The organism is Pseudomonas sp. URMO17WK12:I7 (assembly GCF_003269045.1).
In the GTDB taxonomy this organism is placed as follows: Bacteria; Pseudomonadota; Gammaproteobacteria; order Pseudomonadales; family Pseudomonadaceae; genus Aquipseudomonas; species Aquipseudomonas putida_J.
In genome coordinates this window covers 298,671-312,490 of record NZ_QLTL01000003.1, presented here as the reverse complement: position 1 = coordinate 312,490, position 13,820 = coordinate 298,671, and the positions used below count along the sequence as shown (strand labels likewise).

The window sequence follows — 13,820 nt, the reverse complement described above, 5'->3', positions numbered from 1 at the left end:
AGGATCTCACTCATGAAGATTTTGCAATAAACCAAGCCGCCGAATGCTGCGCCGGATCAGCGGCAGGGCTGATTACTGCTGGTTTTCCTGCTCACTGAACAGGTCGCTGAACAGCATGCTGGACAGATACCGCTCACCCGAGTCGGGCAGGATTACGACGATGGTCTTACCCTGCATCTCCGGTTTCTCGGCCAGGCGCACCGCGACTGCCATGGCCGCACCACAGGAAATACCGCAGAGAATGCCTTCTTCCTGCATCAGGCGAATGGCCATGGCCTTGGACTCTTCATCGGTCACGGTCTCGACCTGGTCGACGATCGACAGGTCGAGGTTTTTCGGTACGAAGCCTGCGCCGATGCCCTGGATCTTGTGCGGGCTGGGCGTGAGCGCTTCACCGGCCAGGGTCTGGCTGATCAGCGGCGAAGCCACCGGCTCGACCGCCACCGACAAAATCGACTTGCCCTGGGTGTGCTTGATGTAGCGCGACACGCCAGTGATGGTGCCGCCGGTACCGACGCCTGCAACCAGTACGTCGACCGCGCCGTCGGTGTCGTTCCAGATCTCCGGCCCTGTGGTCTTTTCGTGGATCGCCGGGTTGGCCGGGTTCTCGAACTGGCCCGGCAGGAAGTACTGGGCAGGGTCGGAGGCGACGATTTCATTGGCCTTCTCGATGGCGCCTTTCATGCCCTTGGCCGGTTCGGTCAGCACCAGCTCTGCCCCCAGTGCCTTGAGCACCTTGCGTCGCTCCAGGCTCATGGAGGCCGGCATGGTCAGGATCAGCTTGTAGCCACGGGCGGCAGCGACGAAGGCCAGGCCGATGCCAGTGTTGCCCGAAGTCGGCTCGACGATGGTCATGCCCGGCTTGAGTTTGCCGCTGCTCTCGGCGTCCCAGACCATGTTCGCGCCAATCCGGCACTTGACCGAGTAGCCCGGGTTGCGCCCTTCGATCTTGGCCAGGATGGTCACCCCACGCGGGGCGATGCGGTTGATCTGCACCAGCGGCGTGTTGCCGATGGAGTGGGCGTTGTCTGCAAAGATACGGCTCATGGCAGGGTCCTTGAACATGAGAAACAACAGGGAAAGGCTTAAAGGGTAAGCCCGCCCCGGTGGCCAGTAAAGCCTGTTCGAACTCCCGGGCTTTACCTGCGGTCAACCGTGCAACCCGCCACGGAGAGCCTTGCGATGAAAGCTCGCTATCGCTGGCCGTTGATTGGCCTGACCAGCCTGATCGTGCTGCTGGTGGCCTTGCAGCTGGCCCTGCCCTACCTGGTGCGCGATTACCTGAACGACAAACTCGCCCACATGGGCGAATACCGTGGCCAGGTGGCCGACGTCGACCTGGCCTGGTGGCGCGGCGCCTACCAGATCAATGGCCTGAAGATCGTCAAGGCCACCGGCAAGGTCCCGGTACCGCTGCTGGAAGCGCCGCTGATCGACCTGTCGGTGAGCTGGCATTCACTGATCCACGATCAGGCCGTGGTTGCCAAGGTGACCTTCAGTCGCCCTGTGCTCAACTTCGTCGACGGCGGCAGCAAGCAGGCCTCGCAGACCGGTCGCGGTACCGACTGGCGCCAGCAGCTGGAGAAACTGCTGCCGATCACCCTCAACGACGTGCAGATCGAGAACGGCACACTGACTTTTCATAACTTCACCTCCAAACCGCCGGTCGACCTCAAGGCCACGCAGCTCGATGCCAACATCCGCAACCTGACCAACGTGCGCGACGAAAAGGGCCGGCGCGATGCCAGCTTCGACGCCAGCGCCCTGCTGCTGGGCGATGCCAAGGTCGAGAGCCGCGCCACCTTCGACCCCTTCAGTGATTTCGACGACTTTGAATTCCGCCTGCGTGCCACCGGCATCGAGCTGCGCAGGCTCAACGATTTTTCCAGTGCCTACGGCAAGTTCGACTTCAATGCCGGGCACGGCGACCTGGTCATCGAGGCCCAGGCCGAAGACGGCCGCCTGCATGGCTACATCAAGCCGTTGTTGCGCGATGTGGATGTATTCGACTGGCAGCAGGACGTGGAGAACAAGAACAAGAACATCTTCCGCTCGGTCTGGGAGGCGCTGGTAGGGGCCAGCGAGACGGTGCTGAAGAACCAGCCGAAGAACCAGTTCGCCACCCGCGTCGAACTGAGTGGCAGCGTGCACAAGCAGGACATCAGTGCCTTCGAGGCGTTTTTGCAGATCCTGCGCAATGGCTTCATCCAGGCGTTCAATGCCCGCTATGAACAGCCCCCGCCCAAGGCTGACTGAAAATCCGTGACGGGCCATTCAGGGACTGAATACCCGGTCTGCGTTTCCAGCCGCCCAAGCCCGCGTTATAGTCGGAAACAAATTAAGAACATGTATTGTCAGTACCGGCCCTTTCGCGGGTAAACCCGCTGCCACACGGATTGCACAAGATTTGAATCCTGTGCCGTACCTGTGGGAGCGGGTTTATCCGCGCAGAGGCCGGCACAGGCACCCGGCAGAGGACAGACCCATGAAGTTCGAAGGCACCCGCGACTACGTCGCCACAGACGACCTGAAACTGGCGGTAAACGCGGCCATCACCCTCGAACGCCCGCTGCTGGTCAAGGGCGAGCCTGGCACTGGCAAGACCATGCTCGCCGAGCAGCTCGCCGCTTCGTTCGGCGCACGCCTGATCACCTGGCACATCAAGTCCACCACCAAGGCTCACCAGGGCCTCTACGAGTACGATGCGGTCAGCCGCCTGCGCGACTCGCAGCTGGGCGTGGACAAGGTCCACGACGTGCGCAACTACCTGAAGAAGGGCAAGCTGTGGGAGGCCTTCGAGGCCGACGAGCGGGTGATCCTGCTGATCGACGAGATCGACAAGGCCGACATCGAGTTCCCCAACGACCTGCTGCAAGAACTCGACAAGATGGAGTTCTACGTCTACGAAATCGACGAGACCATCAAGGCCAAGCAACGCCCGATCATCATAATTACCTCCAACAACGAAAAAGAGCTGCCCGACGCCTTCCTGCGCCGCTGCTTCTTCCACTACATCGCCTTCCCTGACCGCAGCACCCTGCAGCAGATCGTCGACGTGCACTACCCGAACATCAGCCAGTCGCTAGTCAGCGAGGCACTGGACGTGTTCTTCGACGTGCGCAAGGTACCGGGCCTGAAGAAGAAACCGTCCACCTCCGAGCTGGTCGACTGGCTCAAGCTGCTGATGGCCGACAATATCGGCGAAGCCGTGCTGCGCGAACGCGACCCGACCAAGGCCATCCCGCCGTTGGCTGGCGCCCTGGTGAAGAACGAGCAGGACGTGACGCTGCTCGAGCGCCTGGCCTTCATGAGCCGGCGCGGCAACCGCTGACAGGAGCCGGGCCATGCTGCTCAACCTGTTCAATGAAATGCGCGCGGCGAAGGTGCCGGTATCGGTGCGCGAACTGCTCGACCTGCACCACGCCATGCAAAAAGGCGTGGTGTTTGCCGACATGGACGCCTTCTATTACCTGGCCCGCGCCATCCTGGTGAAGGACGAGCGCCACTTCGACAAGTTTGATCGCGCCTTCGCCGCCTACTTCAAGGGCCTGGAAAACCTCGACCAGCACATCGAGGCGCTGATCCCCGATGAGTGGCTGCGCAAGGAGTTCGAGCGCTCGCTGAGCGACGAAGAGCGTGCGCAGATCCAGTCCCTCGGAGGCCTGGACAAGCTGATCGAAGAATTCAAGAAACGCCTTGAAGAACAAAAGGAACGCCACGCCGGCGGCAACAAGTGGATCGGCACCGGCGGCACCAGCCCGTTCGGCTCGGGCGGTTTCAACCCCGAAGGCATCCGCGTCGGCGAGGCCGGCAAGCGCCAGGGCAAGGCGGTCAAGGTCTGGGACCAGCGCGAGTACAAGAACCTCGACGACCAGGTCGAGCTGGGTACGCGCAACATCAAGCTGGCCCTGCGCCGCCTGCGCAAGTTCGCCCGCGAAGGCGCCGCCGAAGAGCTGGACATCGACGGCACCATCGACCACACCGCGCGTGACGCCGGGCTGCTGAACATCCAGATGCGCCCGGAGCGGCGCAACACGGTAAAGCTGCTGTTGCTGTTCGACATCGGCGGTTCGATGGACGCCCACGTCAAGGTCTGCGAAGAGCTGTTCTCGGCCTGCAAGACCGAGTTCAAGCACCTGGAGTATTACTACTTCCACAACTGCGTTTATGAGTCGGTGTGGAAGAACAACCTGCGGCGTACATCAGAGCGCTTCTCCACCTTCGACTTGCTGCACAAGTACGGCGATGACTACAAGGTGGTATTTGTCGGTGACGCAGCCATGGCGCCCTACGAGATCACCCAGCCGGGTGGCAGCGTGGAGCACTGGAACGAAGAAGCCGGGTATGTGTGGATTCAGCGCTTCATGGAGAAATTCAAGAAAGTCATCTGGATCAACCCTTATCCGAAGCAGGCCTGGGACTACACGGCGTCTACGCACCTGGTGCGTGACCTGATCGAGGACAAAATGTATCCGCTGACCTTGCAGGGGTTGGAAGAAGGGATGCGTTACCTGTCCAAGTGATATTGCCTGTCCTGGCCTCTTCGCGGGTAAACCCGCTCCCACAATGGCCTGCGCCGTACCTGTGGGAGCGGGTTCACCCGCGAAGAGGCCTGTAGCCTTATTGCCAACGGCCCAGGTAAAGCTGCTGCTCCCGCCAGGCCTCGTCCTGCACCACTGCCCTGAACCGCACCACCGCCCCCGGCATGCACTGCGCCAGCTGTGCCAACGCCAACGGCGTCAAAGCCCCCAATCGCGGATAGCCGCCAATGGTCTGCCGATCATTGAGCAGCACGATAGGCTGACCGTCCGGCGGCACCTGCACCGCCCCCAGCGGAATCCCTTCGGAAATCATCGGCGCGCCCTGGTAGACCAACTGCGGCCCCAAAAGGCGGATGCCCATGCGGTCTGCGCGGCTGTCCAGCGCCCAATCACGGTTGAACGCCTCGAACAGGCTGGTCCCGCTGAAGTCACCGATCTGCGCGCCCATCACCAGGTCGAGCACCGGTTTTTGCGGATAGCTCGGACGCAAGGTAGCTGGCACCTCGCGCAGGGCCGGCGCGTCGCCGACAAAGGTCAGACCCTGGCCTTTCTCAAGTGCCTTGCCTCGTCCATCAATACCGCCCAGCGCCTCGCGCACGACCGTGGCGCAGCTGCCCAGCACATCCTCACCAAGGAACCCGCCCGGCGCTGCCAGATACGCCCGCACACCCTGCTTTGGCTGCTTCAGGGTCAAGTGTTGCCCTTTGGCCAAGCCGAAGCTGCGCCATGGCAGCAATGGCTGATCATCCACCCGCGCATCCAGGTCAGCTCCGGCCAGCGCCAGCACGCAGTCCTGCTCGGCCACCAGGGCAAAACCACCCAGTGCCACCTCGACCACGGGCGCCCCCAGCGGGTTACCCAGCAGCCAGTTGGCCCAATGCATCGCTACCCAGTCCAGCGCCCCACCCTGGGTCACACCCAGGTGGCGCACGCCAAAGCGCCCGGCGTCCTGCAACTGGCACAATGCGGTGCTGGCCTCGATTTTCAACTGCTTCATGCCTGCACCTCCACGTCACCGCCCAAGGCCACGAACTCGGCCCGCGACACCGCCACGAAGCGCACTCGGTCGCCCGGCTGCAGCAAGCTGTAACCCTCACGCTCACGGTCGAACAGGCGCACCGGTGTACGCCCGATCAGGTTCCAGCCACCCGGCGACACCGCAGGATATGCCGCCGTCTGGCGTTCGGCGATACCAACGCTGCCGGCCGCCACACGCTTGCGCGGGGTGCTCAGGCGCGGGCTGGCCAGGCGCTCGTCAACCAGCCCCATGAAGCCGAAACCTGGGGCGAAGCCAAGGGCGAACACCGGGTATTCACGTTCGCTGTGCAAGCGGACCACCTCGTCTTCGCTCAGCCCGCTGCGGGCTGCCAGCACGGGCAGTTCCGGGCCGACGCTGGCGTCGTACCACACCGGGATTTCATGGCGCCGGCCACCGTTGCCGGTATCCGGCTGCAAGCCACCAAGCGCCTGGCCGATCAGCGCCTTCGCCTCGCCTGGTGGCAGGTCAGATTGCAGCATCAGCGTGGTGTAGGACGGCACCAGGTCCACCAGGTGCACGCCGAACGCCGCGCTCAGGCGCTGGCTGGCGGCGAGCATCCAGGGCATGTTGGCTTCGTCGATACGGTCGAACAGGCGCACCATCAGGCTGTCGATGGCGACGGTTTCGATACGCAGTTTCATCGCGCCTCCAGCGCATCGAGGGCCTGGCGGATCTGCCGCACGGCCGCCACCGAACTGTCGTTGTCGCCGTGCACGCAGAGGGTGCTGGCGGCAAGCTTCAACGCGCTGCCATCATCCGCCACCAGTGCTTCGCTGCGGGCCAGGCGCAGGGCCTGCTCCACCACTAGCGCCGGCTCATGGTGCACTGCCCCCGGCAGACGCCGCGAAACCAGGTGGCCGCTGGCGGTGTAGGCACGGTCGGCGAAGGCCTCGAACCACAGCGGCACGCCGATTTCATCGCCCAGGGCCTGGGCCGCGCTATTGTCGGCTGTGGCCATGAGCATCAGCGGCAGGCCACTGCCATAGGCCGCCACAGCTTCCAGCACGGTGCGCAGCTTGAGCGGGTCGGCCATCATGTCGTTGTACAGTGCGCCGTGGGGCTTCACGTAAGCCACGCGCCCGCCGAGCACGTTGCAGATACCGTCCAGGGCGCCGATCTGGTAATGCAGCATGTCACGGATTTCTTCAGCGCTGCAGGCCATGGTGCGGCGGCCGAAACCGACCAGGTCCGGGTAGGCCGGGTGCGCGCCGATGGTCACGCCGTGCTCCAGCGCCATGGCCACGGTGCGGCGCATGATGCTCGGGTCGCCAGCGTGGTAGCCGCAGGCGATGTTGGCGCAGTCGATGTAGGGCATCACCTCGGCATCCAGGCCCATGCGCCAGCTGCCGTAACTCTCGCCCATGTCGCAATTGAGTAGCAGGGGTTTCACCTGACGTGCTCCCGTGTCGATGTTCATAGGCCTACCTTAGCGCGCCTGAAGTTGTTTGCCGCGTGTTTCCGGCAGGCTCAACGCCGCCACGATCACCACGCCATACGACACCGCAGAGAACACGCCGATGCCCAGGCCCAGGGGGATCTTCTCGCCAAGCAGGCCGATCAGCAGCGGGAACAGGGCGGCGATGACTTTGCCGATGTTGTAGCAGAAGCCCTGCCCCGAGCCACGCACCCGGGTGGGGAACAGTTCGGTCAGAAACGCGCCCATGCCGCTGAAGATGCCTGAGGCGAAGAAGCCCAGCGGGAAGCCAAGCCACAGCATCACGCCATCGCTGACCGGCATCTGCGTGTACAGCAGCACGATGATGAACGACCCTACGGCGAACAGGATGAAGTTCTTCTTGCGCCCCAGCAGGTCGGACAGGTACGCGCTGACCACATAGCCGATGTAGGAACCGATGATCACCATCGCCAGATAGCCGCCGGTGCCCAGCACGCTCAGGCCGCGCTCGTTCTTGAGGAAGGTCGGCAGCCACGAAGTGATGGCGTAGTAGCCACCCAGCGCACCGGTGGTCAGCAGGGACGCACGCACGGTGGTCCAGAGCATGCCGGGGGCGAAGATCTCGTAGAAATGCGACGGGGCCTCAGCACTCTCCCCCGCCTTGGCCTGGCGATACACCTCAGGGTCCTTGACCAACCGGCGAACGAAGATCACGAAGATTGCCGGCACCAGGCCGAGCAAGAACAGCGCACGCCAGGCCTGCTCGGGCGGCAGCCAGGAGAACAGCAGCGCATACAGGATCGCCGTCAAGCCCCAGCCGATGGCCCAGCCCGACTGCACCATGCCCACCGCCTTGCCGCGGTCCTGGGCACGGATCACCTCGCCGATCAACACTGCGCCGGCGGTCCATTCACCGCCGAAACCGAAGCCCATCAGGGTGCGGGCGATCAGCAGCTGCTCATAGTTCTGGGCAAAGCCGCAGAGGAAGGTGAAGAAGGCAAACCACAACACCGTCAGTTGCAGGGTGCGCACGCGGCCGATGCGGTCGGAGAGGATGCCGGCAACCCAGCCGCCGACGGCCGAGGCGATCAGCGTGCTGGTGTGGATCAGCCCGGCTTCGGCGGTACTGATGCCCCACAACATGATCAGCGTCGGGATGACGAAACTGAGCATCTGCGTGTCCATGCCGTCCAGGCCATAGCCGATCTTGCAGCTCCAGAATGTGCGCCGTTGCTGTTGGTCGATGTCACGGTACCAGGCGAACGGCCCGGTCGAAGGAGGGGATTGCACCTGCTGCTGCACGCCGCTTGGGTTCATGCTTGCCTCGGCTTGTTGGTATTGTTTTATGGGCGACGTCGGGCGTCGCGGCCTGGGCGTCATGTTCAGAGGCTGTGCCGCCTGAGTCCAACGAGAAAAACCGCCGGTCTGGAACAAGAAAAACTGATCATGAACCTTCGCTTCCTCGAAACCTTCGTCTGGGTCGCCCGGCTCAAGAGCTTCCGCCTGACCGCAGACAAGCTGTTCACCACCCAGGCCTCGGTGTCCAGCCGCATTGCCGCGCTGGAGGCCGACCTTGGGGTGAAACTGCTGCTGCGCGACTCCCGCGGCGTCAGCCTGACACCAGAGGGCAGCAAAGTGCTGGAGTACGCCGAGCGCATGCTCGACACGGCCAAGGCCATGAAGCAGTCGCTGGATAGCGACCGGGCCAAGGTCGGGCGCATTCGCGTCGGCGTGATGGACACGGTGATCCACACCTGGATGAGCGCGTTGGTTGCAGAACTGACAGAGCGCTACCCGCAGGTGGAAATCGAACTGGTCGCCGACACCGCGCTGAACCTGCGCGAGCAGTTGCAGAAGGGCTTCCTGGACGTGATCCTGCAGACCGACCTGCTGCGCGAACAATCGATCCGCAGCCAGGACCTGGCGCGCTACCCGATGGGTTGGGTAGTGGCGGCGGGTTCCGTGTACCACCGTGACTTCGCCTCGCTGGCCGAACTGGGGCGCGAGCGGATTGTTACCTTCTCGAAGAACTCGCGGCCGCACCAGGAGGTACTCAGCCTGTTGCAGGGCGCCGGCGCCGAGGCGCCGCGACTGAACTGCGTGAACTCGGTGGCGGCCATCACCCGGCTGCTGCGCGATGGCTTCGGGGTTGGCGCCTTGCCACCGGCGTTGGTGGATGCGGAGTTGAGCCGCGGTGAGCTGGTGTTGCTGGAAGGCTTGCAGCCGCCACCGAGCCTGGAGCTGGTGGTGGCCTGGCAGACAGGGGTGGCGTTGGTGGATGAGGTGGTCGGCGTGTGCCGGCAGGTGCTGGAGCGGTATGCGCGGGATGTCGGGGGGCAGCGGATAGTGCTGGTTTCGTAGATGTTCGCCGTAAGGTTTTCTGCGCCTGTGGGATCGAGCGCCGCCCACGCGGCGCATCGCGGATAAATCCGCTCCTGCATTTGTTGCAACGTGGCCATGCCTGTCAGGCCATGGTTGTCAGCCTGTTCGTAGCGCTCAAGTCATGCGCCAAGGCTGACAACCATGGCGTAACAGGTTCGGCACGTTGCAACAAATGTAGGAGCGGATTTATCCGCGATGCGCCGCGCGGGCGGCGCTCGATTTCCCAGGCGCCGCAAGATTTGAGGCAAGCCCTCAGCGCCAGCTCTCTTTCACTGCCCCACGCCGCCGCCCGCCAAGGATCACCCAGCCAATCCCGAGCAACAGGCTCTCGACCACGAAAGCCAGCACAAACCCTGCCCCGACGCCCCAGCCAATCGCCTCAGGCACCAGCACAATCTGATAACTGTAGCCCTTGAGTGTCTCTTCGCGCAGCTGCGCATCCGGTTGCACCAGCACATGCCAAGTCCGGCTCAGCCAGGACCCTTGCAGCGCCAGCCACTCGTTTTCCAGCAACTGATTGCGAATCAGCAGGCTCTCGATGCTGTTGGCATCGCTGAGGAACACCGGGTCGTCACTGTCCCGGTAATGCCGCACCAGGGCCTGCAGATCACCCTTGAAGAAGCGCTCGGCGGTCTGTTTGAAACCATCCAGCGCCTGGCGCGATTCGAACAGGTGCGCCTCGACCCGCTGGCTGTAGTCCTTGACCAGCCCAGGCACCTGGATACCGGCCAGCAGGCCGAAGGTGAACAGCAGCAACCGCAGGTAACTTCTGAACATGCAGCGTCCTTAGCTCTGGCCTTGCGAAACGCACTCTCCGTGCCGCCACAGGGCCCATTGGCCGGGCTCGTAGCGCCGCCAGGTCTCGTTCTCGGTCAAGGCTTCGGTGGCGATTACCGTGACCACATCATTAGGCGTGGTTTCGGTGTGAAAATCGACGATCAGGTCTACATCCTTCAACCGAGCTGCGCCAAATGGCGCACGCCGGGTAATGTGTACCAGCTTGGTCGAGCAGAAGCAGAACAGCCAGTCGCCATCGCTGAGCAGGCAGTTGAACACGCCCTTGCCGCGATACTCGGCACAGGCTTCGACCAGCACTGGCAGCAGCTGCTCAACCTCGACCGGCTCCGGGAAGGCCGCGCGGATGCGGTTGAGCAGATCGCAGAAGGCCGCTTCGCTGTCGGTATCGCCCACCGGGCGATAGAAGGTCGCTTCACCCTTGAACTCGCCAAGCTGGCCGTTGTGCGCGAAACACCAGTTGCGGCCCCACATTTCGCGGACGAACGGGTGCGTGTTGGACAGGCACACGCGGCCGACGTTGGCCTGGCGTATATGACCGATCACCACTTCGCTCTTGATCGGATAGCGCTGCACCAGGTTGGCGACTTCCGACTCGCTGCTTGCGGCCGGGTCCTGGAACAGGCGCAGGCCACGCCCCTCGTAGAAGCCGATGCCCCAGCCGTCACGGTGCGGGCCGGTGCGCCCGCCACGCTGCATCAGGCCGGTAAAGCTGAAAACGATGTCGGTGGGGACGTTGGCACTCATGCCCAGCAGTTCGCACATGGGGGTGTCTCCGCTTACAGGCGTGGTTCGACCCGGCCACGGCCGCCGCTGGGCGCGGCAGGTGGCGGGTCGTCGCGGTAACGGTCATGGCGCTCGGCAGCCATTGGTGCGCCGGCCGTGACTGCATTGTCCTCGGCCACGCGGCGCTCGGCGGCGGCTTCAGCCTGCGCGCGGCGCTCGCGGGCGCGCTTTTCCAGCGGCCAGCGGATCAGCACGAAGACGATGTACAAGACGAAGGCGATCATGCCGTACATGGCAAAATCGGAAATCGCCCGCCAGGCGTTGTTGCCGACCTTGAAGGCAAGGTCCAGGGCAGTGATGGCGATCGCCGGGGCGAAGATGTCCTTGCCCGGGTCGACGATGGTCGGCGTCAGCAGCAGCACCGCCAGGATCACCCGCAGTGGTTCACGCAGCCAGCGCCACATCCAGCCGGTGAGCTTGAAGCCCACCAGCAGGCAGCCCAGCGCGGCGACAGCGTAGAGGCCCCAGGCGAAGGTGTAGTCATTCTCGATCATGGTGGTTCGTGCAAGCCAGGCAAAGAGATGCCTATGATAAACACTTTTCAGGGCGCAAACAGCGTCTCCCTGTCCCGGTCAAGAGATCCCCGATGCCAACCAAGCCCCAGCCCCCCATTGCCCGCCAGGACCAGGCCACCGATCCCTATGCCTGGCTGCAACAGCGCGACACCCAGGAAGTGCTCGATTACCTGCAGGCGGAAAACGCCTACCAGGAGGCCTGCCTCGCCGACCAGGCAGCGCTGCGCGAGCAGCTGTTCGAAGAGATCAAGGGCCGCATCCTGGAAACCGACCTGTCGCTGCCCTCGCCCTGGGGCCCGTACCTGTACTACACCCGCACCACCGCAGGTGACGAATACCCGCGTCACTACCGCTGCCCCCGCCCGGCGGACGATTCCAACACGGTCGATGAAAGCCAGGAACAACTGCTGCTCGACCCCAACGCCCTGGCCAACGGCGGCTTCCTGTCGCTGGGCACGTTCAATGTCAGCCCCGACCACCGCCTGCTGGCCTACAGCCTCGACACCAGCGGCGACGAAATCTACACCCTGTACGTCAAGGACCTGACCAGCGGCAACCTGACCGCCCTGCCCTTTGACGACTGCGATGGCAGCATGACCTGGGCCAACGACAGCCAGACGCTGTTCTTCGCCGAGCTGGACGATACCCACCGCCCCTGGCGCTTGCGCCGCCACACCCTCGGCGCGGCTGACGCCAGCACCGTGTTCGAAGAGCCTGACGGCCGTTTCTTCCTGCACTGCTACCGCACCAGCTCCGAACGCCAGCTGGTGTTGCTGCTCAACAGCAAGACCACCAGCGAAGCCTGGGTGCTCGACGCCGAAACACCACAGGCGGCGTTCACCTGCCTGGCGCCACGGGTCGAAGGCCACGAGTACTTCCCTGATCACGGCCAGCTCGATGGCCAATGGCGCTGGTTCATCCGCAGCAACCAGGAGGGCATCAACTTTGCCCTCTACCATGCACCGGTCGCCCCGCTACCCAGCCGCGACCAGTGGCAGGTGTTGGTGCCGCACCGCGACGACATCATGCTCGAAGGCCTGAGCCTGAATGCCGACGCGCTGACCCTGAGCCTGCGTGAAGGCGGCCTGCCGATCATCGAAGTACGCCCGCAAGGGTTGGCCCCCTACCGGGTCGAATTGCCCGATGCGGCCTATAGCCTGTACGTGCAGGACAGCCTGGAGTTCGCCAGCCGCCGTGTGCGCCTGCGCTACGAAGCGCTCAACCGCCCGGCCCAAGTGCGCCAGCTGGAGCTGGCCACGGGTGCCCAGGAAGTCCTCAAGCAGACTCCGGTGCTCGGCCAGTTCGACGCCGACGACTACGTCAGCCAGCGCCTGTGGGCCACCGCGGCGGACGGCACCCAAGTGCCGATCAGCCTGGTGCGCCGCCGCGAAGACCAAGACAAGACCGTGCCGCTCTACCTGTATGGTTACGGCGCCTACGGTGAAAGCCTCGACCCGTGGTTCTCCCACGCCCGCCTGAGCCTGCTGCAGCGCGGCGTGGCTTTCGCCATCGCCCATGTGCGCGGCGGCGGCGAGCTGGGTGAGGCCTGGTACCGCGCCGGCAAGCAGGAACACAAGCACAACACCTTCAGCGACTTCATTGACTGCGCCGAACACCTGATCGCCCAGGGTGTGACTGCACCGGATCGCCTGGCCATCAGCGGCGGTAGCGCCGGCGGCCTGCTGATGGGCGCGGTGCTCAACCTGCGCCCGGAGCTGTTCCGCTGTGCCATCGCCGAGGTACCGTTCGTCGACGTGCTCAACACCATGCTCGACCCCGAGCTGCCGTTGACCGTCACCGAATATGACGAATGGGGCAACCCCGAAGAACCTGAGGTGTACGCACGCATCAAGGCCTATGCACCTTACGAGAACGTCAGCGCCCAGGCCTACCCGGCCATGCTGGTGGTGGCCGGCTACAACGACAGCCGGGTGCAGTACTGGGAGGCGGCCAAGTGGGTGGCGCGTCTGCGTACCCGCAAGACCGACGACAACCTGCTGCTGCTCAAGACCGAGATGGGGGCTGGGCATGGCGGGATGAGCGGCCGTTACCAGGGGTTGCGTGATGTGGCGCTGGAATATGCGTTTGTGTTTGGCGAGTTGGGGGTGAAGTGAGTTTCCGAAGTTCGCCGTTGAGTGTTCTGCGCCTGTGAGATCGAGCGCCGCCCGCGCGGCGCATCGTGGATAAATCCGCTCCTGCATTTGTTGCATCGTGCCGAACCTGTTATGCCATGGTTGCCCGACTTGGCGCGTGACTTGAGCCGTGTAAACCGGCTGACAGACATGGCCTCACAGGCGTGGTCACGTTGCAACACATGCGGGAGCGGATTTATCCACGATGCGCCGCGCGGGCGGCGCTCGATCTCA

Annotated in this window: 13 protein-coding genes; 5 read left to right on the top strand and 8 right to left on the bottom strand. The window is 63.8% G+C overall.

What is annotated here, in order from left to right; all coding sequences use genetic code 11:
• Positions 1–72: 72 nt before the first annotated feature.
• Positions 73–1,047, bottom strand: a complete 975-nt coding sequence (gene cysK / locus H040_RS05655) for a cysteine synthase A (RefSeq protein ID WP_027918674.1) — start codon at positions 1,045–1,047, stop codon at positions 73–75.
• Between the two features lie 135 nt (positions 1,048–1,182).
• Here cysK and H040_RS05650 point away from each other — a divergent pair, with 135 nt between their 5' ends.
• The 3 genes from H040_RS05650 to H040_RS05640 all read left to right on the top strand — a co-directional run bounded on the left by H040_RS05650 (position 1,183) and on the right by H040_RS05640 (position 4,523).
• On the top strand, positions 1,183–2,256 hold the full coding sequence (locus H040_RS05650) for a DUF748 domain-containing protein (RefSeq protein ID WP_027918673.1): 1,074 nt from the start codon (positions 1,183–1,185) through the stop codon (positions 2,254–2,256).
• A gap of 229 nt (positions 2,257–2,485) precedes the next feature.
• On the top strand, positions 2,486–3,331 hold the full coding sequence (locus H040_RS05645) for an AAA family ATPase (RefSeq protein ID WP_027918672.1): 846 nt from the start codon (positions 2,486–2,488) through the stop codon (positions 3,329–3,331).
• A gap of 13 nt (positions 3,332–3,344) precedes the next feature.
• Positions 3,345–4,523, top strand: coding sequence for a vWA domain-containing protein (locus H040_RS05640; protein WP_027918671.1), 1,179 nt, complete (start codon positions 3,345–3,347; stop codon positions 4,521–4,523).
• A 97-nt stretch (positions 4,524–4,620) separates the two neighbouring features.
• On the opposite strand, the gene H040_RS05635 is transcribed toward H040_RS05640, so the two are convergent.
• The 4 genes from H040_RS05635 to H040_RS05620 are packed head-to-tail and all read right to left on the bottom strand — an operon-like array spanning position 4,621 to position 8,293.
• Positions 4,621–5,538, bottom strand: a complete 918-nt coding sequence (locus H040_RS05635) for a biotin-dependent carboxyltransferase family protein (RefSeq protein ID WP_027918670.1) — start codon at positions 5,536–5,538, stop codon at positions 4,621–4,623.
• Positions 5,535–6,221 (bottom strand): 5-oxoprolinase subunit PxpB, encoded by a 687-nt coding sequence (gene pxpB / locus H040_RS05630; RefSeq protein WP_027918669.1) that lies wholly within the window; start codon positions 6,219–6,221, stop codon positions 5,535–5,537. The genes H040_RS05635 and pxpB overlap by 4 nt, the downstream gene beginning before the upstream one ends.
• Positions 6,218–6,997 carry a 5-oxoprolinase subunit PxpA gene (locus tag H040_RS05625; protein WP_027918668.1) on the bottom strand — a complete coding sequence of 260 codons (780 nt, stop codon included), beginning with the start codon at positions 6,995–6,997 and terminating at the stop codon, positions 6,218–6,220. The genes pxpB and H040_RS05625 overlap by 4 nt, the downstream gene beginning before the upstream one ends.
• A gap of 9 nt (positions 6,998–7,006) precedes the next feature.
• Entirely contained in the window at positions 7,007–8,293 is a 1,287-nt protein-coding gene (locus tag H040_RS05620) for an MFS transporter (protein ID WP_027918667.1), read from the bottom strand.
• Positions 8,294–8,422: 129 nt separating this feature from the next.
• Between H040_RS05620 and H040_RS05615 the strand changes: the two genes are divergently transcribed.
• The gene (locus tag H040_RS05615) at positions 8,423–9,337 is read left to right on the top strand and encodes a LysR family transcriptional regulator (protein WP_027918666.1); all 915 of its coding nucleotides are present in this window, start codon (positions 8,423–8,425) and stop codon (positions 9,335–9,337) included.
• Between the two features lie 273 nt (positions 9,338–9,610).
• Here the strand turns inward: H040_RS05615 and H040_RS05610 are convergent, their stop codons facing one another.
• Genes H040_RS05610 through H040_RS05600 form a run of 3 tightly spaced genes read right to left on the bottom strand, consistent with a single transcriptional unit; the run spans position 9,611 to position 11,433 of the window.
• Entirely contained in the window at positions 9,611–10,135 is a 525-nt protein-coding gene (locus tag H040_RS05610; RefSeq protein WP_027918665.1) for a DUF2937 family protein, read from the bottom strand.
• Positions 10,136–10,144: 9 nt separating this feature from the next.
• Positions 10,145–10,918 (bottom strand): class II glutamine amidotransferase, encoded by a 774-nt coding sequence (locus H040_RS05605; protein WP_027918664.1) that lies wholly within the window; start codon positions 10,916–10,918, stop codon positions 10,145–10,147.
• Between the two features lie 14 nt (positions 10,919–10,932).
• Positions 10,933–11,433, bottom strand: coding sequence for a hypothetical protein (locus H040_RS05600; RefSeq protein ID WP_027918663.1), 501 nt, complete (start codon positions 11,431–11,433; stop codon positions 10,933–10,935).
• A gap of 92 nt (positions 11,434–11,525) precedes the next feature.
• Between H040_RS05600 and H040_RS05595 the strand changes: the two genes are divergently transcribed.
• A complete protein-coding gene (locus H040_RS05595) occupies positions 11,526–13,568 on the top strand; it encodes a S9 family peptidase (RefSeq protein WP_027918662.1) in 2,043 nt (680 codons plus the stop codon).
• Positions 13,569–13,820: the final 252 nt, after the last annotated feature.

Coding starts and splice junctions, on each gene's coding strand:
- cysK (WP_027918674.1), bottom strand. CDS start 1,047: ATGAGCCGTATCTTTGCAGACAACGCCCACTCCATCGGCAACACGCCG.
- H040_RS05650 (WP_027918673.1), top strand. CDS start 1,183: ATGAAAGCTCGCTATCGCTGGCCGTTGATTGGCCTGACCAGCCTGATC.
- H040_RS05645 (WP_027918672.1), top strand. CDS start 2,486: ATGAAGTTCGAAGGCACCCGCGACTACGTCGCCACAGACGACCTGAAA.
- H040_RS05640 (WP_027918671.1), top strand. CDS start 3,345: ATGCTGCTCAACCTGTTCAATGAAATGCGCGCGGCGAAGGTGCCGGTA.
- H040_RS05635 (WP_027918670.1), bottom strand. CDS start 5,538: ATGAAGCAGTTGAAAATCGAGGCCAGCACCGCATTGTGCCAGTTGCAG.
- pxpB (WP_027918669.1), bottom strand. CDS start 6,221: ATGAAACTGCGTATCGAAACCGTCGCCATCGACAGCCTGATGGTGCGC.
- H040_RS05625 (WP_027918668.1), bottom strand. CDS start 6,997: ATGAACATCGACACGGGAGCACGTCAGGTGAAACCCCTGCTACTCAAT.
- H040_RS05620 (WP_027918667.1), bottom strand. CDS start 8,293: ATGAACCCAAGCGGCGTGCAGCAGCAGGTGCAATCCCCTCCTTCGACC.
- H040_RS05615 (WP_027918666.1), top strand. CDS start 8,423: ATGAACCTTCGCTTCCTCGAAACCTTCGTCTGGGTCGCCCGGCTCAAG.
- H040_RS05610 (WP_027918665.1), bottom strand. CDS start 10,135: ATGTTCAGAAGTTACCTGCGGTTGCTGCTGTTCACCTTCGGCCTGCTG.
- H040_RS05605 (WP_027918664.1), bottom strand. CDS start 10,918: ATGTGCGAACTGCTGGGCATGAGTGCCAACGTCCCCACCGACATCGTT.
- H040_RS05600 (WP_027918663.1), bottom strand. CDS start 11,433: ATGATCGAGAATGACTACACCTTCGCCTGGGGCCTCTACGCTGTCGCC.
- H040_RS05595 (WP_027918662.1), top strand. CDS start 11,526: ATGCCAACCAAGCCCCAGCCCCCCATTGCCCGCCAGGACCAGGCCACC.